Raw genomic sequence first — 23,922 nt, forward strand, 5'->3', positions numbered from 1 at the left:
CTCACCTCGACCTGAAATCGAAAAGGGCCAGCAGCGCTGGCCCGCGACCGGAACGCCAGTAACCTGTCGCACCGCCAAAGTAACGCTGCGCAACAATTAACTAAAATCAATCTTTGTTGGGTTACACATAAGCAATGGCTTATAGTCGCAGCTCCCTATAACAAACAGCAGCTTGCCGCCATGCGTAAGTCATTGATGCGTATAACCTTACGCCAGCTTCAGGTCTTCAATGAAGTCTGCGACCTGCGCTCCTACAGCCGTGCAGCTCAGGAAATGTCTTTGACGCAACCCGCCGTGAGCCTGCAGATTCGCCAGCTCGAAGACGTGGTTGGGCAACCGTTGTTCGAGTACGTAGGCAAGAAGCTTTACCTCACCGAGGCGGCCGAAGCCTTGCAACGGGCCAGCCGCGACATCTTCGGGCGGCTCGAAAGCTTCGACATGCAATTGGCCGACATGCAGGGCGCGCTGCAAGGCCAATTGAAGCTGGCCGTAGAGTCGAGCGCTAAATACTTCGTGCCCCATTTGTTTGCCGCCTTCAAGCGGCAGCACCCGGAGGTGAACCTCAACCTCACCGTGGTCAACCGCGCTCAGGTGATCCGCCGCCTGTCCGATAACCGCGATGACCTGATCATCATGTCGATGGTGCCTCAGGACATGGGCCTGGACTTCCTGCCGTTCCTGAACAACCCCCTGGTCGCACTGGCCCCGCCCGAGCACCCACTGTGCCGGCGCAAGCAGTTGAAGCTGCGTGAGCTCGAAAGTGAAACCCTGCTGCTGCGCGAACAGGGTTCAGGCACACGCCAGGCGTGCGAGGAGTTCTTCAAGGAAAAGCGCGTACATTTCAGCCAGACCCTCGAAGTCGCCTCTCAGGAAGCTCAGAAGGAATGCGTGATCGCCGGGCTGGGCATCGCACTGATGACGCGCCATGCGGCGAGCCTGGAGCTGCGCACCGGCGTGTTGCAAGAGCTGCCAGTGGATGAACTGCCGATCTACCGCAGCTGGTGCGTCGTCAAATCCAAGCTCAGGCGTCAGTCGCCGGTGTCCATGGCCTTTCTCACGTTCATTCGCGAGCAGCGCCAGCAGATCAGTGTGCTGGCTGAGCGCTTTGCCAATCCTTCAGCGCTACCCCCTGCCACAGTGCCGAGTCCGGAAAGTCGCTGAGCAGGTCGTTGAGCCTGCGTTCATCTTCGCGGCATTCGATGGCGCGGCGAAAAGCCATGCGCCGAGCGTCTTCCTGTTGGCGGCGGGTCTTGCTGTTGACCTGAACGTCGAAGGAGCGAGCCATGACAAGCATCCTGTTGGGTTACGGGAAGCTTGAGCATGGCGGGCCAGGATGACGGTTTGACGGCGATGGCGTGACCGGCCGATGACCGGTGCCGGGGATCAGTCTTCGTGAACCTTGTGCAGCGACTTGGGCGACAGGCGCAGGCTGCGCAGGCTGCGCTTGACGCTCTTGAGGTGATTCACCAGTGCAGGCCCGCGGGCCATGGCAACCCCCATAGCCAGCACGTCGATGACCACCAGGTGGGCAATGCGCGATGTGAGCGGGGTGTAGATTTCGGTGTCTTCATGCACATCGATGGCCAGGTTCACCGTAGACAGTTCGGCCAAGGGTGTCTGGCTGGGGCACAGGGTAATCAGCGAGGCGCCGGTCTCCCGCACGAGGTTGGCGGTGATCAGCAGGTCTTTGGAGCGGCCCGATTGCGAGATGCACACCGCCACATCGCCTGGCTTGAGGGTGACGGCCGACATCGCCTGCATGTGCGGGTCGGAATAGGCCGCAGCACTGAGCAGCAGCCGGAAGAACTTGTGCTGGGCATCGGCGGCCACTGCGCCAGAGGCGCCGAAGCCATAGAATTCCACACGTTGGGCCTGGGCCATGGCGGTCACGGCGCGCTGCAGCGCCTGAGGGTCGAGCTGCTCGCGCACTTCCATCAAGGTATGCAGGGTAGTATCGAAAATCTTCAGGCTGAAATCTTCGACCGAGTCGTCTTCATGGATTGCGAACTGCCCAAAGCTCGCCCCAGCGGCCAGGCTTTGTGCAAGCTTGAGCTTGAGGTCCTGGAAGCCACCACAGCCGATCGCCCGGCAAAAGCGCACGATGGTCGGTTCGCTGATACCCACGTGGTGGGCCAGGTCGGCCATTGAGCTGTGCATGACTGCAGCAGGGTCCTGCAGTACATGATCGGCCACCTTCAATTCCGATTTACGAAGCAGGTGGCGTGACTGGGTGATGTGCTGCAAAAGATTCAATGGGAGACTCGACTTTTATTTGGCTGGCCTTATGGGCCAAGTTTTGTAGTTATACTACATGCCTGCTCGCGCGCCCAGCACAACCCACAGCGGCACCTGCTAGAGGTGCAAACCCAGAGCCGGCGCGGGCACGGGCCTTCCGTACAGGTAACCCTGAACCTGATCACAACCCTGCTGCGCCAGAATGTCACGCTGTTCGGCGGTTTCGACGCCCTCGGCCACTACCTCCAGCTTCAGCGCATGGGCAAGGTCAATGATCGCCTGCGTGATCGCGGCGTCCTGGCCGTCCTGGCCCAGCTCCATGATGAATGAGCGGTCGATTTTCACGTAGTCGACCGGCAAGCGCTTCAGGTAGCTGAGCGAGGAATAACCCGTACCGAAATCGTCGATGCTGACCTTGACACCCATCGCCCGAAGCTGTTCGAAGGTGGCACGCACATCGTCAAGATTCTGCAGCCACTGGCTTTCCGTCAGTTCCAGCTCCAGCAGCTTAGCCGAAACCCCGTGCTCGGCCAGCGCCTGGCGTACCAGGCTGACCAGGTTGCCCTGGCGCAGCTGTTGGCTGGAGAGGTTGACCGCCACCGTCACGTCGGTGATGCCCTCACCGGCCCAGGCGCACAGTTGGCGGCAGGCCTGGCGCAGCACGAACTCGCCGATAGCCACCACTTGCCCCGTGGTTTCAGCAATATCGATGAAAGCGCCCGGCAGCAGCAGGCCCCGCTCGGGGTGGCGCCAGCGTACCAAGGCCTCGACGCCCACGATCCGGCTGTCGCCAAGCCGTACCTTGGGCTGGTAGTACACATCCAGCTGCCCTGCGTGCAGGGCTTTGCGCAGCTGGTGCTCCAGCTGTAGCCGCTGGTGGGCGTCGGCCTGCAGGCTTTCGGTATAGAACTGCAGGTTGTCACCGCCCAGGCGCTTGGCAGCCTGCATGGCCAGCTCCGCCTGGCTCATCAGTTCATTGAGGTCACGGGTGTTGTCAGGTAGCAGGCTGATCCCGATCGAGGCGCCCAGCGTGACCTCGCGGTCTCCGAGCAGCAGTGGCGCACGCAGCTTGGCCAACAGGCGGGTGGTCACGCGGATCAGGCTGGAGAGATGACTGTAGGCATCGAACAGCACCACGAACTCGTCTGCACCCAGCCGCGCGATGGTGTTGGCTTCCGGCAGTGCAGCACTGATGCGCCGGGCCATTTGGCGCAGCACTTCGTCTGCCTGGTCGTGGCCAAAGCTGTCGTTGAGCAATTTGAAACGGTCCAAGTCAATATGCAGCAGAGCCAGGCTGCGCCCGCCCTGTCGCAACGCCTGTACCGCTTCGTAGAGGCGCTGGCGAAACAGGCTGCGGTTTCCCAGCCCGGTCAGCTCGTCGTGGTGAGTCAGGTAATAGAGGCGCTCTTCGGAGGCTCGCCGTGAAGACAGGTCAGAAACGAAGGCGATGATCTTTCGGGTATGGCCCCGCTCATCGCGCACTGCACTGAGCTGGAGCCATTGCGGGTAGAGCTCGCCAGACGCTCGAGCTTCCACCACTTCACCTTGCCAGCTTCCGCAGTTGGCCATGGCCTGCTCGATCTGTGGCCAATGGCGTCGAGTGTCGTGGCTGCAGGGCCAATCGTGGAAGGGGGCGCCCTCGCAATCCCGAGCGGTGTAGCCAGTGATGCGGGTGAACGCCTGGTTCAAAGCCTGAAGGTGAAAGTCAGGCCCCAAGACAGCGATGCCTTCACTGATGGCGCCGAACACGCTTGCCGCCAGCTGCTGCTGTTCTTCCTGCTCGCGCCGGGCGCTGACGTCACGGCGGGTTCCAAGCATGCGAACAACGCGGCCGTTGGAGTCTCGCTCCACGGCTCGCCCGCGGTCTTCGATCCACAACCAGCGGCCGTCGCTGTGACGTATACGGTATTCGACCCGATAGGCGTCGGTGCGCCCCTTCATATGGCTGACCAGGGCGCGCCGCAGCACCGGCAGGTCATCCGGATGCAGACGCGGCTTGAGGTGTTCCAGCACTCGCGCACTGGTGTCGTCGGCCAGGCCGAACAGGCCTTGCAGGTGCGTATGGTGCACCTCATCGGTGCGCAGGTTCCAGTCCCACAGCCCCAACTCGCTGGCCTCCAAGGCCATGGCCAGGCGTGCCTCGCTCTTGCTCAGGGCCTGGTGAGCGCTGTCTAGCGCGCGGCTGCGTTCTTGAACCCGTTGCTCAAGCGTGGCATGGGCCTGGTGCAATTGCCCCTGTGTCTGGCTACGCCGCTCCATTTCGAGCGCCAACTCCTGGTTCAGGCGGGAGATAGCCACCTGCTCCTGCTGCAGCGACTCGATCAGCGCCTGGTTCTGAAAGCGCCGGAGCAGGCCGCGCCGGATCAGCCGGTGCACCTGCCAGGCCACCAGGCACAGCGACACCAGCAGCATCAGCCCCAACCAGCCCCAGCCGCGCTCGTGCAGGCCGCCGAAGGCCAGCAAGTAAACGATAGGCGGGCCGAGGCAAGGCAGCACGAACGCCAGGAAGGCATTGATACTTACTGCGTAGGCGATGCTGGCCGACAGCGCTGCCGCGCCCAGCAGGCCGAAAATCCAGGCTTGCTGGATGAAGTTGTCCTGTGGGGTCAAAGCGATAGCCGCGATACCGAGCGTCAGGCCACTGGCGAAGGCCCCCAGGAGAAAGCGGCGTAGCCAGCGAGGCGAGGCTTGGTCCGATGGCAGCGCCGAATCGAAGGCGGCCATCAGGATCACCCGCAGTGCGATGAGCGCCATCAACCACACCAGCCAGGCACTGACCAGCAAATGGTTGCCCGGCAACCAGGAGAGCCAGGTGCACAGCATCCCGACCAATAGCATCAACAGCGTGGGCAGCAATGAGCCCTGGTACAGCAGGCGGGTTCGCTCTGCCGCAAGTTGGGCGCTGAAGTCGCCCGGCAGGGGGTGCAGCGGCTCGAAGGAACCGGTTGCTTCGTTCATAGGCATGTTCTTGTTTTAGAGCCTTTGAGGCAACGCAGCATACACAACAATTGCGTCTACGACAGTGGTTACCCGGCAGCCGGGCGCGCAAGGTTTGCCCCGCGCCGCGGCGAGCCCTAGAATGCGCCGATGCACGATGACCTCTCGCTTCTCCTCAACTCCCTCAATGATGCCCAGCGCCAGGCGGTAGCGGCCAGCCTTGGGCGCCAACTGGTGCTCGCCGGTGCCGGCTCGGGCAAAACCCGCGTGCTGGTGCACCGTATCGCCTGGCTAATGCAGATCGAAGGCGCATCGCCGCACTCGATCTTGTCGGTGACCTTCACCAACAAGGCTGCCAGCGAGATGCGCCAGCGCATCGAACAGTTGATCGGGGTAAGCCCGGCAGGCATGTGGGTAGGTACCTTCCACGGCCTGGCGCACCGCCTGCTACGCGCGCACTGGCAGGAAGCACGGCTGTCGCAGAACTTTCAGATCCTGGACAGCGACGACCAGCAGCGCTTGGTCAAGCGAGTGATCCGCGAACTGGGGCTGGACGACAACAAATGGCCTGCACGCCAGGCGCAGTGGTTCATCAACGGCCAGAAAGACGAAGGGTTGCGACCGCACAACCTGCAGCCCAACGGCGACCTGTTCGTCACCACCATGCGTTCGATCTACGAGGCCTACGAACAAGCTTGCGAGCGCGCCGGGGTGATCGACTTCTCCGAGCTGCTACTGCGCGCGCTGGACCTGTGGCGTGACCACCCCACCCTGCTTGAGCACTACCAGCGGCGCTTTCGCCATGTGCTGGTCGACGAGTTCCAAGACACCAACTCGGTGCAATACGCGTGGCTGCAGCTGTTGGCACGCGGCGGCCAGAGCCTGATGGTGGTGGGCGACGACGACCAGTCCATCTATGGCTGGCGCGGAGCGAAGATCGAGAACATCCAGCAATACAGCACCGACTTTCCTGATGCCGAACTGATTCGCCTGGAGCAGAACTACCGCTCCACCGGCAGCATCCTCAACGCCGCCAACGCCGTGATCGCCAACAACAGTGGCCGGCTGGGCAAAGAGTTGTGGAGCGATGTGGGCGAAGGTGAGCCGATCAGCTTGTACGCGGCCTACAACGAGCATGATGAAGCGCGCTACGTGGTCGAGAACATCGAAAGCGCACTCAAGACGGGCCTGGCCAGAAGCGAGATCGCCATCCTGTACCGCTCCAACGCGCAATCCCGTGTGCTCGAAGAGGCACTGTTGCGCGAGCGCATTCCCTACCGCATCTACGGCGGCCAGCGCTTTTTCGAGCGGGCCGAGATCAAGAATGCCATGGCCTACCTGCGCCTGCTCGACGGGCGGGGCAACGATGCCGCACTAGAGCGAGTGATCAACCTGCCACCGCGCGGTATCGGTGAGAAAACCATCGAGAACCTCCGCGTGATGGCGCGCCAGGCCGGCGTTTCGCTGTGGCAGGCGACGGTCACCGCTGCTGAAGGCAAAGGCCGCGCAGCCAACGCGCTCAAGGGTTTCATCGAGCTGGTCGAAACACTGGCGGCCACGACCGAAGAAATGCCGCTGCACAAGATGACCCAAACGGTCATCTCGCAGTCCGGGCTGATCGAATACCATGAGGCCGAAAAGGGCGAGAAAGGCCAGGCCCGCGTCGAGAACCTTGAAGAACTGGTCAGTGCAGCCCGCGCCTTCGAAAAGGAAGAGCCCGAAGACGACCAGACGCTGCTGGCCGCCTTCCTCGGCCACGCTTCGCTGGAAGCCGGCGATACCCAGGCAGACGAGCATGAAGACAGCATTCAGCTGATGACGCTGCACAGCGCCAAGGGGTTGGAATTCCCTTATGTGTTCCTGGTGGGCCTGGAGGAAGGGCTGTTCCCTCACAAGATGAGCATGGAAGAGCCCGGCCGGCTTGAAGAAGAGCGCCGGCTTGCCTACGTCGGTATCACCCGCGCCATGCAACACCTGGTGCTGACCTACGCCGAAACGCGCAGGCTCTATGGCAGCGAAACGTACAACAAAGTGTCGCGCTTCGTGCGGGAAATCCCGCCGCAGGTATTGCGCGAGGTGCGGTTGTCCGGCAGCGTCAGCCGGCCATGGAGCGGCTCTTCCACTTCGGCGGCCAACACTAGCAGCCTGTTCGGCAATGCCGGCATCCCGCAGACCAGCTTCAACCTGGGCCAGCGGGTACAACATGCGGTATTCGGCGAAGGGATCATCATGAACTTCGAGGGCTCCGGGGCCCAGGCCAGGGTCCAGGTCAATTTCGACGAGGGCAGCAAGTGGTTGATGCTGAGCTACGCCAAGTTGGTCCCCTTGGAAGGCTGATCAGCCATCGCTGGAAGCCATTTTTGACAAACGTCGAAACAATCTCTTCCTAGCCAGCCATGATGGCCAGGGGCACCATGGCGCTTGTGATATCCGTTCACTATGGGAATTACTCGATGAAACGTTTTCTCAGCATTGCCATGGCGCTGTGCATAGGCTTGACCATGAGCCTGGATGCTTCTGCCGCCAAGCGCTTCGGCGGCGGCAAGAGCATGGGCGCCGCACCGACCCACCAAACCCGACAGGCTGCACCCAGCTCGCCTGCCGCTACCACGCCTGCTCAAGCTGGCCGCCCGGCTGCCAGCGGCGCGTCGCGCTGGCTCGGCCCGCTGGCCGGTATCGCTGCAGGTGGCCTGTTGGCGTCCATGTTCATGGGTGATGGCTTCGAGGGTTTCCAGTTCTTCGACATCCTGATCTTCGGCTTGATCGCCTTCCTGGTGTTCCGTTTCATCTCGGCTCGCCGCCGCCAACAGCAGCAGGCGCATATGGCAACCCCGGCCGGCCCGGTGCCATTCCAGCGTGAAGCCCACGAGCAGCCGGCCCCTGGCGGTATGTTCGGGCGCCAGGCTGCGCCGGCCTATAATCCTGCCGCCAATGCCCCAGCATGGTTCAACGAGCAGAACTTCCTGGGTGCGGCCCGCGAGCACTTCGGTGCCCTGCAGCGGCACTGGGACGCCAACGAGATGGACAAGATCGGCGAGTTCGTGACGCCCGAGTTGCTTCAAGCCCTCAAGCAGGAACGTGCCAGCCTCGGCGATGGCTACCAGGCCACTCACATCGAGAACCTGCAGGTTCAACTCGATGGTGTGGATGATCGAGCCGACCGTACCATCGCTACGCTCACCTTTACCGGCGTATCGAAAGAGTCGCGCTTCGACCAAGGTGAGGCCTTCAGCGAAAGCTGGAACATGGAACGCGCCCAGGGCGAAAACCAACCCTGGATCATCGCGGGTATCCGCCAAAACAGCTGATGCCGCTCAGCGGCCGAGCGCTCCAACAAAACCCCGGGCATCACGCCCGGGGTTTTGCTTTGTGCAAATTGCTCTACTATCGGTCCAACACAGCAGCCGGCGCTCGCCCCATAGCAGGTGCCGCATCAGTCGCTCAGCCGTTTTATGGAAGGACAAACCGTGGAAGACGTCATCGAACAACTCCGTGAAGCCAATGAACCCGTGCCCGTTGCGCTTGAATTGCCAGATGAAGACCTTCTGGTGGAGATTCAGGAGCTGCTCCTGATCCACATCCCCGATGACATGAAAGCCTTTTTGCTCACGGTCAGCGATGTGGTCTACGGCAGCCTGGAACCGGTAACCGTCACCGATCCCCAGTCGCATACTTATCTGCCCGAAGTGGCGGCCAATGCCTGGGATGCCGGAATGCCACGCGAATACGTGCCACTCTGCCAGGACGGCGACAATTATTACGCCGTGGAAGAGGACGGCACCGTTCTGCTCTGGGACGGGGATGAAGAAGCCGTCACCGAGGAAACCTGGGACTCGGTGTGGACCTGGGCGCGTGATGTGTGGCTGGAGTCCTGAGCAACGTTAATGCTTATGCTCGCCACCCTCTTCCTGGGCGTGGCTGAGCGTCTCCAGTAGCGCCACCTGCATGCGAGTGTGCAGGCGGATCATCCAACGCCACAGCAGCGCTGCTACGCCGATCACCACCACCGCGATCACCAGCAACATCTCCAGGGTGGGCAACATGCTGGCCGAAAGCGTTGCGAGCACCACGAACAGCAACGCCAGCGATGCGACGGGGATCACCTCGGCGATGACCTTGCGCACGCGGTAAGTGTGCCTGCCGGCGAAGTCATCCCCCACGCTCATTTCGGCAAGCAACATCGCCAACGCCTTGAGCTTGCGATAGGCAGCGATGAGAAACGGCAGCGCCAGCACCAGGAGCGCTCCGCACAGCAGAGCCTTCTGACCGGCATCGTCGCTGATCCAGCCACCCAGCCATTCACCGAGCCGGGGCGCGCAATAGCGACCTGCAAGGCACAACGCAATGACCAAGGCCAGGTTGACCCCCACCTGCAACAGTATCTTGCGAACCAGCGCGGCCAGTTGCGCGCGCTCCCCGCTGGGCTGGATATTGCGAAGCCATTCACCGTAAAGCCCCAGAACCCGGCCAGCACGCTGAGGTACGGCGCGCCCAAGGATCCCGGCCAAAGGGTCTGCGGCACGGATCAGGTAAGGCGTCAGCAGCGTTGTGATAGCCGATACCGCCACCGCGACGGGGTAGAGAAAATCACTGGTGACCTTCAGGCTGATCCCCAGCGCCGCGATGATGAAGGAGAACTCGCCGATTTGAGAAAGCCCCATCCCCACGCGCAATGAAGTCCGCCCGTCGTTGCCAGCGATAAATGCGCCCAAGCTGCAGGAAATGACCTTGCCCAGCACGACCGCACAGGTGATCACGGCAATCGGCCATGCGTATTCGAGCAGGATGGCCGGCTGAATCAGCAAGCCGATGGCCACGAAGAAGATGGCGCTGAACAGATCACGCACCGGCTCGATCAGGCGTTCGATCTTGGGCAGTTGGCGAGACTCGGCCATGATGGCACCGATCAGGAAGGCGCCCAGCACCATGCTGTATTCGAGCTTGACCACCAGCAGGCAGAACCCAAAACACAGCCCCAGTACGGTAATCAGCAGCATCTCGTCGCTCTGGAAGCGAGCCACGTATGCCAACACCCGAGGCACCAGCAAGATGCCGATGACCAATGCGACCACCATGAACAGCGTGAGCTTGCCAACCGTGGAAAACACTTCACCGGAACTGACGCTGCCGCTGACCGCAATGCCGGACAGCAGGGCAATGATACCGATACCGAGGATGTCTTCGACAATGAGCACCCCGAAAATCAATTGGGCGAAGCGCTGGTGCTTCATGTTGAGGTCGTTGAGCGCCTTGACGATGATGGTGGTGGAGGAAATTGCCAGGATTGCGCCCAAGAACAGCGAATCCATCGAGCCCCAGCCGAAGGCCTGGCCGATTTCATAGCCGATCCACATCATCAGCATGATTTCCAGAAAAGCGGCAATAAATGCGGTGGCACCGACCTTGAACAATTTGCGCAGGCTGAACTCGAGCCCAAGGCAAAACATCAGAAATATCACCCCAAGTTCAGCGAGCGTCTTGATGGTGTTTTCGTCATGAATGAGACCGAACGGCGGGGTGTACGGCCCGATGAGAAACCCGGAAACAATGTAGCCCAGCACGACTGGCTGACGCAGGCGGTGAAACAGTACAGTGACCACGCCCGCTACAAGCATGATCACTGCAAGATCCTGGATGAAAGCCACTGCGTGCATGGTGAAAACTCCTTTCTTCCGCCACGGGCGCGATAGAAGCCAAGATAACACCGGCACACTTTTCCTAGGGTTCGTGCAATATACGGAAACAGATCTCTAACGCACCGAAGCCCGCCAGTAGAGCGGTGCGGGTGCATCCAAGCGGTGCCTAATGCGCCCCTTTAGCCAAAACCGTGAGCTTCTCTATGGAACCTGGAAACGCCCAGCTGACAATGACCGTGCTGATGACCCCCGACATGGCCAATTTTTCCGGCAATGTTCACGGTGGCACCCTGCTCAAGTACCTTGATGAAGTGGCCTACGCTTGCGCCAGCCGGTATGCCGGCCGCTACGTGGTGACGCTATCAGTCGACCAGGTGATCTTCCGTGAACCCATTCATGTGGGTGAGCTGGTCACTTTTCTCGCCTCGGTGAACTACACCGGCAATACCTCCATGGAAATCGGCATCAAGGTGGTGACCGAGAACATTCAGCAGCGCTCGGTACGCCATACCAACAGCTGTTTCTTCACCATGGTCGCGGTAGACGAGCAGCGTAAACCCGCCCCCGTGCCGCCGTTGCAGCCAGACACGGCCGACGGCAAGCGGCGGTTCGCGCAGGCCCAGCAACGGCGGTTGATTCGCCAGGAGCTGGAAAAACGCTACCAAGACCTTCGCAACGAAGAGCCAAGCTAGAGCGCGTGCGCTTCAAAGCGAACCCGCGGGTGCACGATGCGATCCTGTGCGCGCACCAGCTCCAGCTCGTAGCTGCCGCAGGCCTGGGTTTCGAGCAATACTTCGTGCACCGCTGCGGCAGCAGATTCGAAGGCAGCCAAAGGAGTGTCGCCCAGCAACAGGCGAGAGAGAAACAGGCCCGAGGTGAGGTCACCTACCCCAACCGGCTGTTTCGGAAAAGCCAACAGCGGCCGGCGCAACAACCAGGTGCCCTGCGCGGTGAGCAGCAGCATTTCAAAATCTTCCGGCGAGCGGCCGGGGTAGTTCAAGTGCTTGACCATCACCACCTCAGGGCCCTGAGCCAGCAGGGCCCTGGCCATGCTCACGCAGTCGGCCAAAGAATCAGGCTCGCGCCCGGCGAACGTATTGAGCTCCAGCTGATTGGGGCACAACAGGTCGGCACGCGGCACTGCATGGTCACGCAGAAAGCGCGTCACCGACTCAGGAACCACACACCCCTTCTCCGGATGGCCCATCACAGGGTCGCATAGGTAGATGGCCTTGGGGTTGGCTGCTTTGACGCGCTCGACTACCTGCAGGATGGCCTCGCCTTGCTCTGCGCTGCCCAGGTAGCCGCTGAGCACCGCATCGCAATTGCCCAACTCGCCGATCGCGGCGATACCGTCGACCAATTGCGGAATTTTCGCGCTGTCGAGCACTTCTCCCGTCCAGCGACCATACTGTGTGTGGTTGGAGAACTGCACGGTGTTCAGGGGCCAGACATTGACCCCAGACCGCTGCATCGCGAATACGGCAGCGCTGTTTCCGGCGTGGCCGAAAACCACATGAGATTGAATCGCGAGCAGGTGGGGGGTGCGTGCCATGGTGGTTCCGTTACGACTGATGAAACGATGATTGAAGCCGCTCAGTATGGCGGCAAGCTGGCCTGTACGACAGGCCTGGGACACAGGTAAGCTGACCGCATTCCGCCGGAGCCTGACGCGATGTTGACCCTCGAGAACCTGATGGTGCTGTTGCTGTTCGTTGCGGCAGGCGGTTGGCTATGGCACAACCACGGCCTTCGTGAAAAAGCCCTGGCCCGGGTGAAGGCTCACTGCGCCCAGCTGGATCTCGAACTCCTGGACGACAATGTCGCCTTCAAGCGCTTCGCGTTCGTGCGTGATGCCAAAGGCCAGCGGCGCTTTGCTCGCCTGTACACCTTCGAATTCACCGTTACCGGCGAGCAGCGCCACCCTGGCAACGTCACCCAGTTCGGTGCTCACTCCCTGCAAATCGAACTGGCGCCCTACCCGTTCGAGATCAAGAAGCCCCAGCCTACCGCAGAAATCATCGAGCTCAGCCAGTGGAGGCAGGAGCACAAGAAGCGTCAGCCCTGAGCGAGCCGGCAAGCCTCCAACGCAGCGGCCAGCATCGCCACGTTTTGAGCGTGGTCGAATATCACTTCCAGGCGATTGTCCTGTTTCCATAGGCTAGGCGACCATGCCCAAGGTTGACCTTGCACAGCATTGACTGAGACCCACCCGGCCGGGCTGTGGATAACCCCTTTTGCCCGCAACCAAGGCCACTCGTTCAACGCAGCGGTTAGTGTCTCGGGATCGAATTGCTCTTCAGGCGGCCAGGTCTTTCCTACCGAAAAGTGCCCGTCTGCTTCATGGGTTTGCATATCCGCACGTGTATTAGGCAACGCCAGGCCAAAAGGCAGCGGCGCGGTGGGGTTATCCACAGCGGGTGGGGCCGTGTTCTCAGGCAATGCTGCCAACTGCGCCGAATCAGAACGCAACGCCATCGCAAGCCCAACGCCGAAACGCTCCACCAACGGAGCAAGCGCCTGCCTGGGCAATTGATCGGCCTTGCTCAGAAACACTCTCCCTGCCTGTGCAAGGCTGGCGTGCAGGTGATCGGGCAACGGCTCGCCTCGCGCCAACGCCGCAGCGTCCAGTACCAGCACCAGAGGCTGCACATTCAAAACCCCAGCCCACGGCTCGCGGCGCAGTTGCTCCAGCAAGCTGATGGGGTGACCAAGCCCGGAGGCCTCTATGAACAACCGCGTCGGCTTCGCCTTGCGAAGTAGGCGCCCTAGCCCGACCTGGAACGGCAAGCCATTGACGCAGCACAGGCAGCCTCCGGCGACCTCGGCGATCCCTATGCCTGAAGCATCGGTGGCCAGTAGTGCGGCGTCCAGGCCAACTTGGCCGAATTCGTTGATCAACACCGCCCAGCGTTCAGCCGCGGGTTTGTTGGCCAACAGCTGCCGGATCAGGCTGGTCTTCCCAGCCCCCAAGGGCCCTGCGATCAAATGGGTGGTAATCTGGCTGAGCATATGAGGCAATCGGTGAGGATAACGATGCGAGTGGTGTGGGCGCTTATGATCTGGGCGGTGGCTGGGCTTGCCTGGGGGCAGGCCTGTGTTGTCCACAGTACGGCAGACCGGCTGGATGTAAAGGTCTGCCAGCAGAACCGTAACATACCTCAAGGCCTGTTCCACGATGGCTTTTGCCAGCCCAATCTGCCGGGGCAGAAAGTGTCGGTCAGCTTCGCTGACCAATGCCCCGCCGGGGCGTTCGGCGTTTGTAGCCAAGCTCATGTGGATAACATGCCCTACCAGCAAGATATCCACTATTACGGCGTGGCGTCCGATGCCCAGTTTCTCAAACCCTTTTGCGAACAGAAGAGCCAAGGGGTGTGGATAACTCCACCCTGATCACTGCCATTCCCCGAACGGGTCATGCCAGGTCGCCCAATGGCCGGGGCCTAGGCCCCATTCAGCATCCGTCAGCAAGCAGCCATCAAGCGCAGCGGTCAGCTGTTGGGGGCTCAGGTGTTGCCCTATGAACACCAGTTCCTGCCGGCAGTCCCCTGCGTCACCTTGCCAGGACCGCCCAATGAGCTCACGCTCGTGGTTATCCACAGGCCATTGATCGGCTGGGACATACTTCCACCATTTTCCGGCAGCGCCAAAGCGGCCGATGCCTCCTGCTTGGGACCAAGAGGCAGCCTCTTCGAGGCGCGTCGCCAACCAGAAGAAACCTTTAGAGCGAAGCAGCGTTCCATCACGCAGTGGGCTGTTGATGAAATCGAAAAAACGCTGGGGGTGAAACGGCCGCCTTGCGCGATAAGTGAATGCGCCCACGCCATATTCGTCGGCCTCGCTTATTTCCTCACCGCGCATCACCCCCAGCCATCCTGGCGCCTGTGCGGCCTGCTCGAAGTCGAACAGCCCTGTGCCGAGAATGCAGCCAGGATCGACCCGGCCCTCGGTGGCCGTTTCCAGGCGTGCCCTTGGGTTCAGGGCTGCCAGCACCGCGCACAGTGAACCCAGCTCCTGTTCGCTGACCAGGTCGGTTTTGTTGACGATGATAACGTCAGCGAACTCGACCTGCTCAATCAGCAAATCGGCCACGGTGCGGTCATCCTCGTCCAAGTGCTCGTCGCCGTCAGCCAATGCATCGGCTGCGGTGTAATGAGCCATGAACGTCCGCGCGTCCACCACAGTGACCATGGTGTCGAGCCGTGCCCGGTCGGCCAGGGAGCGGCCTTCTTCGTCTTCGAACGTGAAGGTTTCAGCGACCGGCATCGGTTCCGATATACCGGTGGATTCGATGAGCAGGTAATCGAAGCTGCCAGCGTCGGCAAGCCTGGCCACCTCTTCCAACAGGTCCTCGCGCAAGGTGCAACAAATGCAGCCATTGCTCATTTCCACCAGCTTTTCCTGCGTGCGATTCAGGGCCACTTCCTGCCGCACCTGTTGAGCGTCGATATTGATTTCACTCATATCATTCACGATCACCGCAACACGCAAACCGTCGCGATTGTGCAGCACATGGTTGAGCACGGTGGTCTTGCCTGCACCGAGGAAGCCGGACAAGACAGTGACGGGAAGGCGGGTGTCAGGCATGAGCAAGCCTCGCTCGGCTAAATCGCAGGAGCGAGGACTATACTATCAATGTTACGTTATAACAAATTGTAGTGTTTCACGTGGAACATTAGGTACGAGGCTTTACCGTTCCACAATTAGGGCCTAGCCAGACCGCACGGGTGTTCATGCTGCCTTTTTGAGAGGTGCCCGAAGCATTGAACGTGCCGTTAACGGTCGTCGTGAATTCCTTGTCGCTGGCGAAGTGGGCTTCGCCATTACCCTGGGCACGAGGGCAGCTGAAGGTGAATTTCCAGACGTTACCATTGCGCTCAGTGATGCGCTGCGTACAGCCGGACTTCGGGTCTTGAAGGGGAATGTCGTTGGTTTTCACCTGCTCTGCCGTCAGGCAAGACTGAATACCGTTACCACCAACCGAGATGCCCTGGTTGCTAAGGGTTTGCTCCATCATCGCACGCTGCTCTGGGGGCAGATTACGTAACTGGCCCAGAAGGAATTGCATGTCGGGCAATGGCTTACCGTCCACCTGCATATTGCTGGTGGTCAGCTCCCACAGGCCGGGCTGCAGCATCTGGCCGTAGGCAACAGGTGAAGCAATCAGCACGGCGGCCAGGGTAGCGGCTTTGAAGCGCATAGCGAACTCCAGTGAAGGTCTTGGGATATGGACCAGCGATGGGTTCATACGTTGCCCGAATCTCAACGGCAATGCCACTCCAGGCCACTATGCTTGTCCAACCTGAACGCACCGTTTCGCTTTATAGGTTATTCATGGACGTCCACAGCCCGTTGTTCTTCGGATTGCTGCTAGGCCTGGTGCACACCTTGGGGGTGATCGCCGCCGTGCATGCACTGTTCACTGTGCGCACCTCTCAGGGTGCGATCGCCTGGGCGATGTCGCTGTTTTTCATTCCTTACTTCACCTTGATTCCTTACCTGATGTTTGGTCGGCGGGCATTCGACGCTTACATCGACGCCCGGCGCCTGGCTAACCGTGAAATGCACACTGCAATCGCAGACCTGAACTGGCGCCCCTGGATCGAGGAGGCCCTGGCAGCAAAGGCGTCAGACTCTTACGGTTCGCTACGTGCGATGCGCAAGCTAGGCAGAATGCCGTGCCTGGCCAATAACAAAGTCGGTTTGCTGATCGACGGAGAAGCCACGTTCAGTGAAATCTTCGCGGCGATCCGCAATGCACGCCAGGTGGTATTGATCCAGTTCTTCATCATCCATGACGACTTGATTGGCCGCCGCCTGCAGGCGCTGCTGATCGAAAAAGCAGCTGCGGGCGTGGAGATATTCGTGCTGTACGACAAAGTCGGCAGCCACGCCTTACCGAAGCGCTACATCGATACCTTGGCCGAGGCAGGTGTGCAAATGCGCGCGTTCACCACCCGCAAAGGCCTGTTCAACCGGTTCCAGGTCAACTTCCGCAACCACCGCAAGATCGTCGTGGTCGACGGTGAGAAAGGGTTTGTGGGTGGCCATAATGTGGGTGATGAATATCTAGGCGATCACCCGCCTCTTTCGCCCTGGCGTGACACTCACGTATGGGTTATCGGCCCGGTCGTGGCCTGCCTGCAGGAGTCGTTCGCCGAAGATTGGTATTGGGCCACCCGCCAGTTGCCGCCACTGCTGCTGCCTGACCAGTACCCCGAAGACGGCTTGCTGTGCCAGGTGCTGGCCAGCGGGCCGGCGGACGAGCACGAAACCTGCGCCCTATTCTTCATGGAGGCCATCCACAGCGCCCGGCAGCGCGTCTGGATCACCAGCCCCTACTTTGTGCCCGATGAAGCTGTCAGTGCCGCGCTACGCTTGGCAGTGTTGCGCGGTGTGGATGTTCGAATCCTGATTCCGTCGCGGCCAGATCACAAGATCGTGTACGCAGCTTCGAGCCTGTACGCTTTCGAAGCCGTGCGCGCAGGCGTGCGGATCTTCCGCTACCAGCCTGGCTTCCTTCATCAGAAGGTAGTGCTCATCGATGACGAAATCAGTGCGATCGGCAGCGCCAACATGGACAACCGCTCGTTCCGCCTGAATTTCGAGGTGATGCTGTTGACCGTCGATGCCGCCTTCACTTCGCAAGTGCAGGCCATGCTCGAACATGACTTCAGCCAGTCCCAAGAACTAACGGCTGCAGACATCACCGACACCCATCGCCTGCAAAAGATGAGCATGCGTATCGCCCGCCTGATAGCACCGGTGCTTTAACGCAACTACGGAGTTTTCTGACGTTAAATGCAGACCGGTCCTGCATCGGCCCGAAGGGCAAGCGGCTTCTAATGCCCTACCACTTCCGTGAGGGCATAAGGATGCACAATCACAACCTGTTCCCAGAACCCATCAGCATGGCCGTCAACGACGAAATCGAAAGCTGCTTGAGCATCAATACACCCGATGCGCAAATTGGGCTGATGAACCTACTGGACCTGGTCGATCATCAGATCACAAAGGACAACGGCGGCGTGCTGCACACCTTGAGCTTTCGCAACGGGCATCGGCTCAAAGTCTTCAGCGACGGCACGCTGGTGACGGTCGTGGGCAAGCAGATCAATTTTCACCCGAGCGAGATCTACCCATTCAACACCCTTCTGGCCGAACCAGGGGCCAAGCCCTGAGCGAGGCAAGCCTGGGTGAAAGGCCGGTGCACTCGGCATGCAATATAGGCCGGCAGCAGGGCCTGCTACCGCCCGACGAAGGCAGGCTTACGCTTCTCCACCACAGCACGTGTGGCTTCGCGGGCGTCTTCGGTAGCCATGAGGCGCGTGCTGTAGCCCTGCTCGACCTGATAGCCCTCTTCAACTTGCATGAACTCGATCTCATTGAGCGAGGCCTTGCCCATCCGCAAGCCAAGTGGGCTCTTCGAAGCGATGGTACGCGCCAGCTCCCACGCTCTGTCCATCAACCTGGCAGCAGGTAGCACCTCTTCGACAAGGCCGATGCGCAAGGCCTCCTGAGCATCGATGGGTTGGCCGGTGAAAAACATCTTGCGCAGGTTACCCTGGCCGATCAGCCGCCCCAGGTGCGCGCCACCACCGCAACGGCCAACGTTGATCTCCGGCATGCTGAAGCTGGATTTCTCGGACGCCAGGCGGAAATCACACACGGCGGCCAGCACCGTTCCGGCGCCCAGCGCCGGGCCGTTGACTGCCGCGATCACCGGAATTTCGCATGCGCGCACGGCTGCGAAGCACTTTCTGACCACCGCAGCACGTGCCGGGTCTTCATCGACGGTAGCCGCCAGAAACTCGTGCAGATCCAGGCCTGCACAAAATGCGCGTTCCCCCGCTGCGGTGAAGATGACGCAGTGGACACCCATGTCTTTACCTAGGCTTTCGAACAGTTCACCGATCGCCTGGTAGTGAGCCAGCGTAATGGCGTTGACCGGCGGGCGATTGAGGGTAACCACTGCGACGCCGTCAGTGATTTGGAGTTGGATATCTTCCATCGGAGCTCTCTTCAAAGGGATCAGAAGCCGAACAGCTCGGCTGGGTTGTCTACAAGGATCTGCTTAATGCGCTCAGGGCTCTTTGCCCAGCCTTGAAACGTGTCGAGCAGCATCCCGACGTCTGGGGAGGCAGCACCCATTCGCACGAATGGCCAGTCAGATCCCCACAGCAGGCGATCAGGGCGAGTGTCGAGCAGCGCCTCGTGAAATGCCCGAACATCGGCATAGTCATCAGGCTTGGCTGACACCCTGCACAGCGACAGCTTGGTCCATACCTGCCCGGTTTCGAGCAATTTCAAAAACCCTTGGAACGCCGCGCCCTCGACGCCTGCCTTCACGTCGAATTGCCCCATGTGATCGAACACGATAGGTAGGTCGAGGTGATGGATTTCGTCGAAGATACGCGGGCAATCCTGGGCTTTGGCCCAGAGGTGAGCTTGCCAACCCAGGCGTTTCATACGGGGGGCCAGCTGTTGAAGTACATCGATTCCAATGCTGCCTGCATATCGGCGACCACTGGTGGGGTCGAGCATTTCGATGAAGCGAAGGCCACGTACGCCTGCCTGGTTCAGCGCCGCCAGTTGCTCATCGGTGATGTCGGCATTGGCGACGGCGATACCCCTAACTCGATCGCCCATTGCCTGCAGGGCGTTCATCAAGGCCCGGGTGTCCGTACCATAGGGAGCAGGTTGGATCAGCACGCCTCGGTCTAGCCCGGCGCGGTCGAGCATCGCTCGGTAGACCTGTGGGTCGGCAAGAGGAATCGCGTATGTTGCAGGCCCTGTCGGAAACGAATCCAGGGGCCCGAAAACATGGCAATGAACATCACACGCGCCTTCAGGAAGTTTCCGCACAGGTGCCGATGGCAGGCGAGCGGGCACTGTATCGGGGGTTGAGGTCATAGCTGTTGCTCCGCTGTCTTGAGGGGGGTGCGTTCAACAGGCGCCAGCTGCGACAGCGACCATGGCTGATCGTGAGGCGAGGAAAGATCATCGAGAGGATTCTGCGCGCCATCGGGCAGTGGGATGGCATGAACGTTCAGCGTCATCGCAACCAGCGTGTAGTAGCCGATCACGGAGGTCAGATCGACCATCGCCACGGTGCCCCAGCGATCATGCAGCCGCTCATACAGCGGCTGCGCAACGTTGCCGGTGAGCTGAAGCTCACAGGCGAACTCGTACACATCTGCCTCCTGTGGGTCGTCGAAGGCGGGAGATGCGCCGCTGCGCAGTGCTTCGATGACCTCGGCAGACAGCCCTGCGTTCAGGCCGTCCTGGGCATGGATATGCCACTCCAGCTGGCTATTCCACCGCCGGGCCGTTACCAGGATCGCAAGCTCGGTCAGCTTCTTGGGCAGTGAAGTATTGAAGCGCAGCACCTCACCAAACTTCTGCCAGCGATCCGCCAACACAGGGTTGTGCATCGCAGCACGCAACGGCCCCACCAGGCGACCCCGTGGGCCCCCCACTACCTCGGCATACACCTTGGCTTGCTGTTCGGTCATGCCCTCGGGTTCAAACAAGGGTATCCGGGACATCTCTTTCTCCATGACGTATTAATGGCCAACGAAACGACGAATGAATTACGAGGTACAGCGGGTGATGCCCAGCTCGCGGAAGACTTCATCGGTGTGCTGCCCCAGCAATGGCGGCGCGCGGTTGAACTCGAGCCGTGCCTGGCTCAAACGGATGGGGCTGACCACTTGAGGAACCGTTCCGGACAGAGGATGCTCCAGCTCTCTGAGCATCTCGCGTGACTGCACCTGCTCGTCGGCAAAGACCATTGGAATCGTATTGATCGGGCCACAGGGAACGGACTCGCGCTCAAGCTCTGCCAGCCAGTACGCCAACGGCTGCTCTGCAAGGCGTTCCCGGATGATGCTCAACAAGCCGGGAAGATTGCGCACCCGGGCCTGATTGGTGGCATAGAGAGTCTCCTGGGCCAACTCGGGGCGGCCGATGACTTTGCAGAACCGCTCGAACTGGCCGTCATTGCCAACCGCGAGAACGATGTGCCCGTCGGCGCATTTGAAGACATCCTGAGGCTGGATGTTTGGATGCCGGTTGCCTGCGCGTCGAGGCTCTTTCCCGGAGACCAGGTAGTTCATCGCCTGGTTTGCCAGAATGGCTGTCTGAACATCGAGCATTGCGATATCGACGTACTCACCCTGGCCGGTGCGGTCGCGGTTGGCCAACGCCGCCAGCACACCGACCGTGGCATACATCCCGGTCATGATGTCTACGATCGGAATACCCACCTTCTGCGGGCCTCCACCAGGCTCGTCATCGCGTTCGCCAGTGACGCTCATCAGCCCGCCCATGGCCTGGATCATGAAGTCATAGGCGGCATGGTCACGCTTTGGCCCGGTCTGCCCGAAGCCGGTGATGGAGCAGTAGATGATGTCGGGTTTGACTGCCTTTAGATCTTCATAGCCCAGGCCATAGCGCTCGAGCGTCCCCGACTTGAAGTTTTCGAGCACGATGTCCGATTGCGCGGCCAGCTCCCGCACGATCTTTTGGCCAGCTGGGTCCGAGAGGTCGATAGTGACCGAGCGTTTGCCTCGATTCACTGCCAGGTAATAGCCCGCCTCTTTGGTTGCCTGGCCATCGAAATCCTTGAGAAAGGGCGGCCCCCATGTGCGCGTGTCGTCACCGACTTGGGGGCGCTCGACCTTGATGACATCGGCGCCGAGGTCGGCCAGAACCTGGCCAGACCATGGGCCGGCCATGATGCGGCTGAGGTCGAGAACGCGGATATGAGAAAGTGGTCCAGCCATGCCGGGAGCTCCTCTGGGGTTAGTGGGCAGCAGTCGCTTCGTCGTTTCTGACCAAGGTGGCCTGCGCCGAAGGGCGCTCGTTGAACGCTTTGAACCAAGCAGCCAGCCGAGGCCGGCCGTTGCGCCACTGCAGGCATTCCCAGCGGAAGTCCAAGTGCCCCAACGCGCAGGCGATCGCGATGTGCCCGATGTTGAGCGCAGCCGCCTGAAGTTGCTCTGCTTGGCTTTCCAAGGCGTTCAGAGCACGCTCCGTTTTGCTTGAAAAGGCTTTCATGTAGGCGTCGTCGGGGGCATCGTGAGCGAGGCCCCGATCAGTGGCCCAGTTGCGCCACAACAGCAGCAGGTCCAGGAAGCCGTCCCCAAGTGCTTGCCAGGTCATCGCCTGGTAATAACCGCTGCCACCCCGAGGAACCAGGCGATCCCCACTGTGCAGCCCGTCCAGATATTCACAGATGACGCGTGAGTCGTAGAGCGCCTGGCCGTCAGGCAGCACCAGCGTGGGAATCTTGTTGAGGGGGTTGTCGAGCATCACCTGCTCGTTAGGCTGCGCCATGCCCACCACGTTGCGCACGCACTCGACCAAATCCAGCTGCCCGGTTTCGTGCAGAACGATCATGACCTTGCGCACAAAGGGAGACCGGGGGGACCAGTGAAGCTTCATCACAGGGGAGGTTTCGCCCAAGCCGGATTTCTGTGTAGAGCTCATTTTATGCCTATCAACTAACTTTATGACCTTTTCAGTATAGGCCTGTCTCTCGTAGCTACGCCAGCCCGCGGGCTCAGAAAGTTTTAAGGATAAAAGTCACTCGGGCAATGGAGGCCGGGTAATCAGCGCGCTGGGCCGACCTTCGAATGCTGCATGCCATTGAGAAAGCCCTGGCCGGCCGTCACGCCAGGGCATGGCGGTGAAACGCACGCCTAGATAGCCCAAGGCGCAACCGACAGCGATGTGGCCGATTCCAAATTCAGCCCTGTTCAGGTCGCCCACCTCCGCCTCGAGGCGGTCCAGAGTGGCATCCACCTTCACCTGCGCGGCGTTGAGCAGGGCAGGATTTTGCTGATCACTGGGGCGGTCGCGCTCGTGGCGCCAGCCAATCAAGGTATCGCACAGGCCATCGCCCAATGCCTGCCACCGCAGCGCCTGCCATCGCGCCGCACCGCTGCTGGGGTAAAGCGTGGGAGGGCCATCGAGGCTGTCGAGGTATTCGCAGATAACAACGGAATCGAACAGCGCCTGGCCATCCCCCAGCACCAGGGTAGGAATCCTGATCAGCGGGTTGTCGCCGATCAGGCCGAGGTTGGGTGCCTGGCTGGAGACCTTGGTGCGTATGCACTGAACCCTGCTGGCCAGCCCCCGCTCGTGGAGACAGCACATAACCTTGCGCACGAACGGCGACAGGGGTGACCAGTGCAGCGTCATGTCGGTCATTTCACCGACACCTTGACGTCCAGCCGCACGACATCCCCGCGATAAACGCCATCGCCGACAAACACGACCTTGCCTTTGTCATCGACAGCCGTGCGATAGCAATACACCACGGGCGCATTGAGCGGGATTTCCAACGCTTCGGCGGTTTCCAGATCGGCGGTGCCCACCGTGATGGTCTGATGAACTTCGATCAGTTTGAGGTCCGGCAGGTCTTTGAGGATCCTCAATGTGGTGTGGGTGGCCAGCATCTCGGCCGGGATCTTGCGAATCAGACACTCATCGATGTAGGCGTTACCGATGTAATAGGGGCGGCCATTTCGCAGGTGGCGGCGCCGCCAGCAGCGGTATTCGGTGGCTCTTTCACCGACCTTGTGCTGGATGTTGACCGGCTGGGCCTTGCTGTCGTAGTCGAGCACTTCGATCGATGCGCCGTCCGGGGAGAGCAGCAAGCCTGACCAATCCGTGGGCACCTCACACCACATTTGCTCCTGTGGCTGCTGGATCACGAACGTACCTTTGGCGCGGTAGCGTTTGATCAGCTTGTCGTCTTCGAGGATATCCAGCGCCTGCCGGACCGTCGCCCGTGCAACGCTGCATTCGGTCGCAAGGTCGTCAACGGTAGGAATCTGAGCACCAACGGGCCATATGCCCTGCTCGATACGCCTGCGAAAGAGCGTTGCCAGTTGGATGTAACGTGATACGCCGCTTCTGCTGAAGTCGACCCCGGGTCGATTCAGAAACTCCAGCTCACTCATTTTGCCTGCCTCGATCGGTGGAGCAGCACGCCCAACGGCGGCCGCGCGTAGCGCTGGAGTATCTCACAAAACGCAAAATACCGATGAATTGACCTTTTCAGAGAAACCCAAATTATCCTATAGGTCAGTCTATTGACTTATAC

24 protein-coding genes are annotated in these 23,922 nt (G+C 60.6%); 9 read left to right on the plus strand and 15 right to left on the minus strand.

Features of this window, described 5'->3' with window-relative positions:
* The first annotated feature begins 180 nt into the window (after positions 1 to 180).
* Positions 181 to 1,161, plus strand: coding sequence for a LysR family transcriptional regulator (locus F474_RS20280; RefSeq protein WP_097087995.1), 981 nt, complete (start codon positions 181 to 183; stop codon positions 1,159 to 1,161).
* Here the strand turns inward: F474_RS20280 and F474_RS20285 are convergent.
* The 3 genes from F474_RS20285 to F474_RS20295 form a co-directional block, all read right to left on the minus strand.
* On the minus strand, positions 1,085 to 1,285 hold the full coding sequence (locus F474_RS20285) for a PA3496 family putative envelope integrity protein (RefSeq protein ID WP_097087993.1): 201 nt from the start codon (positions 1,283 to 1,285) through the stop codon (positions 1,085 to 1,087). The two genes, F474_RS20280 and F474_RS20285, sit on opposite strands and share 77 nt — an antisense overlap.
* Before the next feature lie 98 nt (positions 1,286 to 1,383).
* Positions 1,384 to 2,253: a transcriptional regulator HexR gene (gene hexR, locus F474_RS20290; protein WP_097087991.1), complete on the minus strand. Its 870-nt coding sequence runs from the start codon at positions 2,251 to 2,253 to the stop codon at positions 1,384 to 1,386.
* Between the two features lie 99 nt (positions 2,254 to 2,352).
* Positions 2,353 to 5,193, minus strand: coding sequence for an EAL domain-containing protein (locus F474_RS20295; protein WP_371916173.1), 2,841 nt, complete (start codon positions 5,191 to 5,193; stop codon positions 2,353 to 2,355).
* A gap of 129 nt (positions 5,194 to 5,322) precedes the next feature.
* On the opposite strand from F474_RS20295, the gene uvrD reads away from it, so the two are divergent.
* The 3 genes from uvrD to F474_RS20310 all read left to right on the plus strand — a co-directional run bounded on the left by uvrD (position 5,323) and on the right by F474_RS20310 (position 9,047).
* A complete protein-coding gene (gene uvrD, locus F474_RS20300; protein ID WP_097087986.1) occupies positions 5,323 to 7,509 on the plus strand; it encodes a DNA helicase II in 2,187 nt (728 codons plus the stop codon).
* A gap of 116 nt (positions 7,510 to 7,625) precedes the next feature.
* On the plus strand, positions 7,626 to 8,480 hold the full coding sequence (locus tag F474_RS20305; RefSeq protein ID WP_097087983.1) for a Tim44 domain-containing protein: 855 nt from the start codon (positions 7,626 to 7,628) through the stop codon (positions 8,478 to 8,480).
* 159 nt (positions 8,481 to 8,639) lie between these two features.
* Entirely contained in the window at positions 8,640 to 9,047 is a 408-nt protein-coding gene (locus F474_RS20310) for an SMI1/KNR4 family protein (RefSeq protein ID WP_097087981.1), read from the plus strand.
* Between the two features lie 6 nt (positions 9,048 to 9,053).
* Here the strand turns inward: F474_RS20310 and F474_RS20315 are convergent, their stop codons facing one another.
* The gene (locus F474_RS20315; RefSeq protein ID WP_097087980.1) at positions 9,054 to 10,826 is read right to left on the minus strand and encodes a cation:proton antiporter; all 1,773 of its coding nucleotides are present in this window, start codon (positions 10,824 to 10,826) and stop codon (positions 9,054 to 9,056) included.
* 185 nt (positions 10,827 to 11,011) lie between these two features.
* Here F474_RS20315 and F474_RS20320 point away from each other — a divergent pair, with 185 nt between their 5' ends.
* A complete protein-coding gene (locus F474_RS20320) occupies positions 11,012 to 11,500 on the plus strand; it encodes an acyl-CoA thioesterase (RefSeq protein ID WP_097087978.1) in 489 nt (162 codons plus the stop codon).
* On the opposite strand, the gene pdxY is transcribed toward F474_RS20320, so the two are convergent.
* Positions 11,497 to 12,363, minus strand: a complete 867-nt coding sequence (gene pdxY, locus F474_RS20325) for a pyridoxal kinase PdxY (protein WP_097087976.1) — start codon at positions 12,361 to 12,363, stop codon at positions 11,497 to 11,499. The genes F474_RS20320 and pdxY overlap by 4 nt on opposite strands.
* A gap of 120 nt (positions 12,364 to 12,483) precedes the next feature.
* Between pdxY and F474_RS20330 the strand changes: the two genes are divergently transcribed.
* A complete protein-coding gene (locus F474_RS20330) occupies positions 12,484 to 12,876 on the plus strand; it encodes a DUF3301 domain-containing protein (protein WP_097087973.1) in 393 nt (130 codons plus the stop codon).
* Here F474_RS20330 and F474_RS20335 read toward each other — a convergent pair.
* Positions 12,867 to 13,820, minus strand: a complete 954-nt coding sequence (locus tag F474_RS20335; RefSeq protein ID WP_097087971.1) for a GTP-binding protein — start codon at positions 13,818 to 13,820, stop codon at positions 12,867 to 12,869. The two genes, F474_RS20330 and F474_RS20335, sit on opposite strands and share 10 nt — an antisense overlap.
* Before the next feature lie 45 nt (positions 13,821 to 13,865).
* Here F474_RS20335 and F474_RS20340 point away from each other — a divergent pair, with 45 nt between their 5' ends.
* Positions 13,866 to 14,201, plus strand: a complete 336-nt coding sequence (locus tag F474_RS20340) for an NADH:ubiquinone oxidoreductase (protein ID WP_371919435.1) — start codon at positions 13,866 to 13,868, stop codon at positions 14,199 to 14,201.
* On the opposite strand, the gene zigA is transcribed toward F474_RS20340, so the two are convergent.
* Together zigA and F474_RS20350 are read right to left on the minus strand one after the other, a co-directional pair.
* Positions 14,202 to 15,395 (minus strand): zinc metallochaperone GTPase ZigA, encoded by a 1,194-nt coding sequence (gene zigA, locus F474_RS20345; RefSeq protein WP_097087968.1) that lies wholly within the window; start codon positions 15,393 to 15,395, stop codon positions 14,202 to 14,204.
* A gap of 88 nt (positions 15,396 to 15,483) precedes the next feature.
* Positions 15,484 to 16,008, minus strand: coding sequence for a DUF3617 domain-containing protein (locus tag F474_RS20350; protein ID WP_097087966.1), 525 nt, complete (start codon positions 16,006 to 16,008; stop codon positions 15,484 to 15,486).
* Positions 16,009 to 16,142: 134 nt separating this feature from the next.
* Here F474_RS20350 and cls point away from each other — a divergent pair, with 134 nt between their 5' ends.
* On the plus strand, positions 16,143 to 17,582 hold the full coding sequence (gene cls, locus F474_RS20355) for a cardiolipin synthase (RefSeq protein ID WP_097087963.1): 1,440 nt from the start codon (positions 16,143 to 16,145) through the stop codon (positions 17,580 to 17,582).
* A 101-nt stretch (positions 17,583 to 17,683) separates the two neighbouring features.
* On the plus strand, positions 17,684 to 17,989 hold the full coding sequence (locus F474_RS20360; protein ID WP_097087961.1) for a hypothetical protein: 306 nt from the start codon (positions 17,684 to 17,686) through the stop codon (positions 17,987 to 17,989).
* Positions 17,990 to 18,054: 65 nt separating this feature from the next.
* Here the strand turns inward: F474_RS20360 and F474_RS20365 are convergent, their stop codons facing one another.
* The 7 genes from F474_RS20365 to F474_RS20395 form a co-directional block, all read right to left on the minus strand.
* Complete coding sequence (locus tag F474_RS20365) at positions 18,055 to 18,819, minus strand: enoyl-CoA hydratase-related protein (RefSeq protein ID WP_097087959.1); 765 nt, start codon at positions 18,817 to 18,819, stop codon at positions 18,055 to 18,057.
* Between the two features lie 20 nt (positions 18,820 to 18,839).
* Entirely contained in the window at positions 18,840 to 19,721 is an 882-nt protein-coding gene (locus tag F474_RS20370; RefSeq protein WP_097087957.1) for an amidohydrolase family protein, read from the minus strand.
* A complete protein-coding gene (locus F474_RS20375) occupies positions 19,718 to 20,356 on the minus strand; it encodes a carboxymuconolactone decarboxylase family protein (protein ID WP_097087955.1) in 639 nt (212 codons plus the stop codon). The genes F474_RS20370 and F474_RS20375 overlap by 4 nt, the downstream gene beginning before the upstream one ends.
* 45 nt (positions 20,357 to 20,401) lie before the next feature.
* A complete protein-coding gene (locus F474_RS20380) occupies positions 20,402 to 21,595 on the minus strand; it encodes a CaiB/BaiF CoA-transferase family protein (RefSeq protein ID WP_097087953.1) in 1,194 nt (397 codons plus the stop codon).
* 19 nt (positions 21,596 to 21,614) lie between these two features.
* Positions 21,615 to 22,301: a glutathione S-transferase gene (locus F474_RS20385; RefSeq protein ID WP_371919436.1), complete on the minus strand. Its 687-nt coding sequence runs from the start codon at positions 22,299 to 22,301 to the stop codon at positions 21,615 to 21,617.
* A gap of 96 nt (positions 22,302 to 22,397) precedes the next feature.
* Positions 22,398 to 23,024, minus strand: a complete 627-nt coding sequence (locus tag F474_RS20390; protein WP_218191670.1) for a glutathione S-transferase family protein — start codon at positions 23,022 to 23,024, stop codon at positions 22,398 to 22,400.
* Entirely contained in the window at positions 23,021 to 23,779 is a 759-nt protein-coding gene (locus tag F474_RS20395) for a GntR family transcriptional regulator (RefSeq protein WP_097087950.1), read from the minus strand. Before F474_RS20395 ends, F474_RS20390 begins: the two co-directional genes overlap by 4 nt.
* Between the last annotated feature and the right edge of the window lie 143 nt (positions 23,780 to 23,922).

Source organism: Pseudomonas sp. URIL14HWK12:I12, from assembly GCF_003097135.1.
GTDB lineage: Bacteria > Pseudomonadota > Gammaproteobacteria > Pseudomonadales > Pseudomonadaceae > Aquipseudomonas.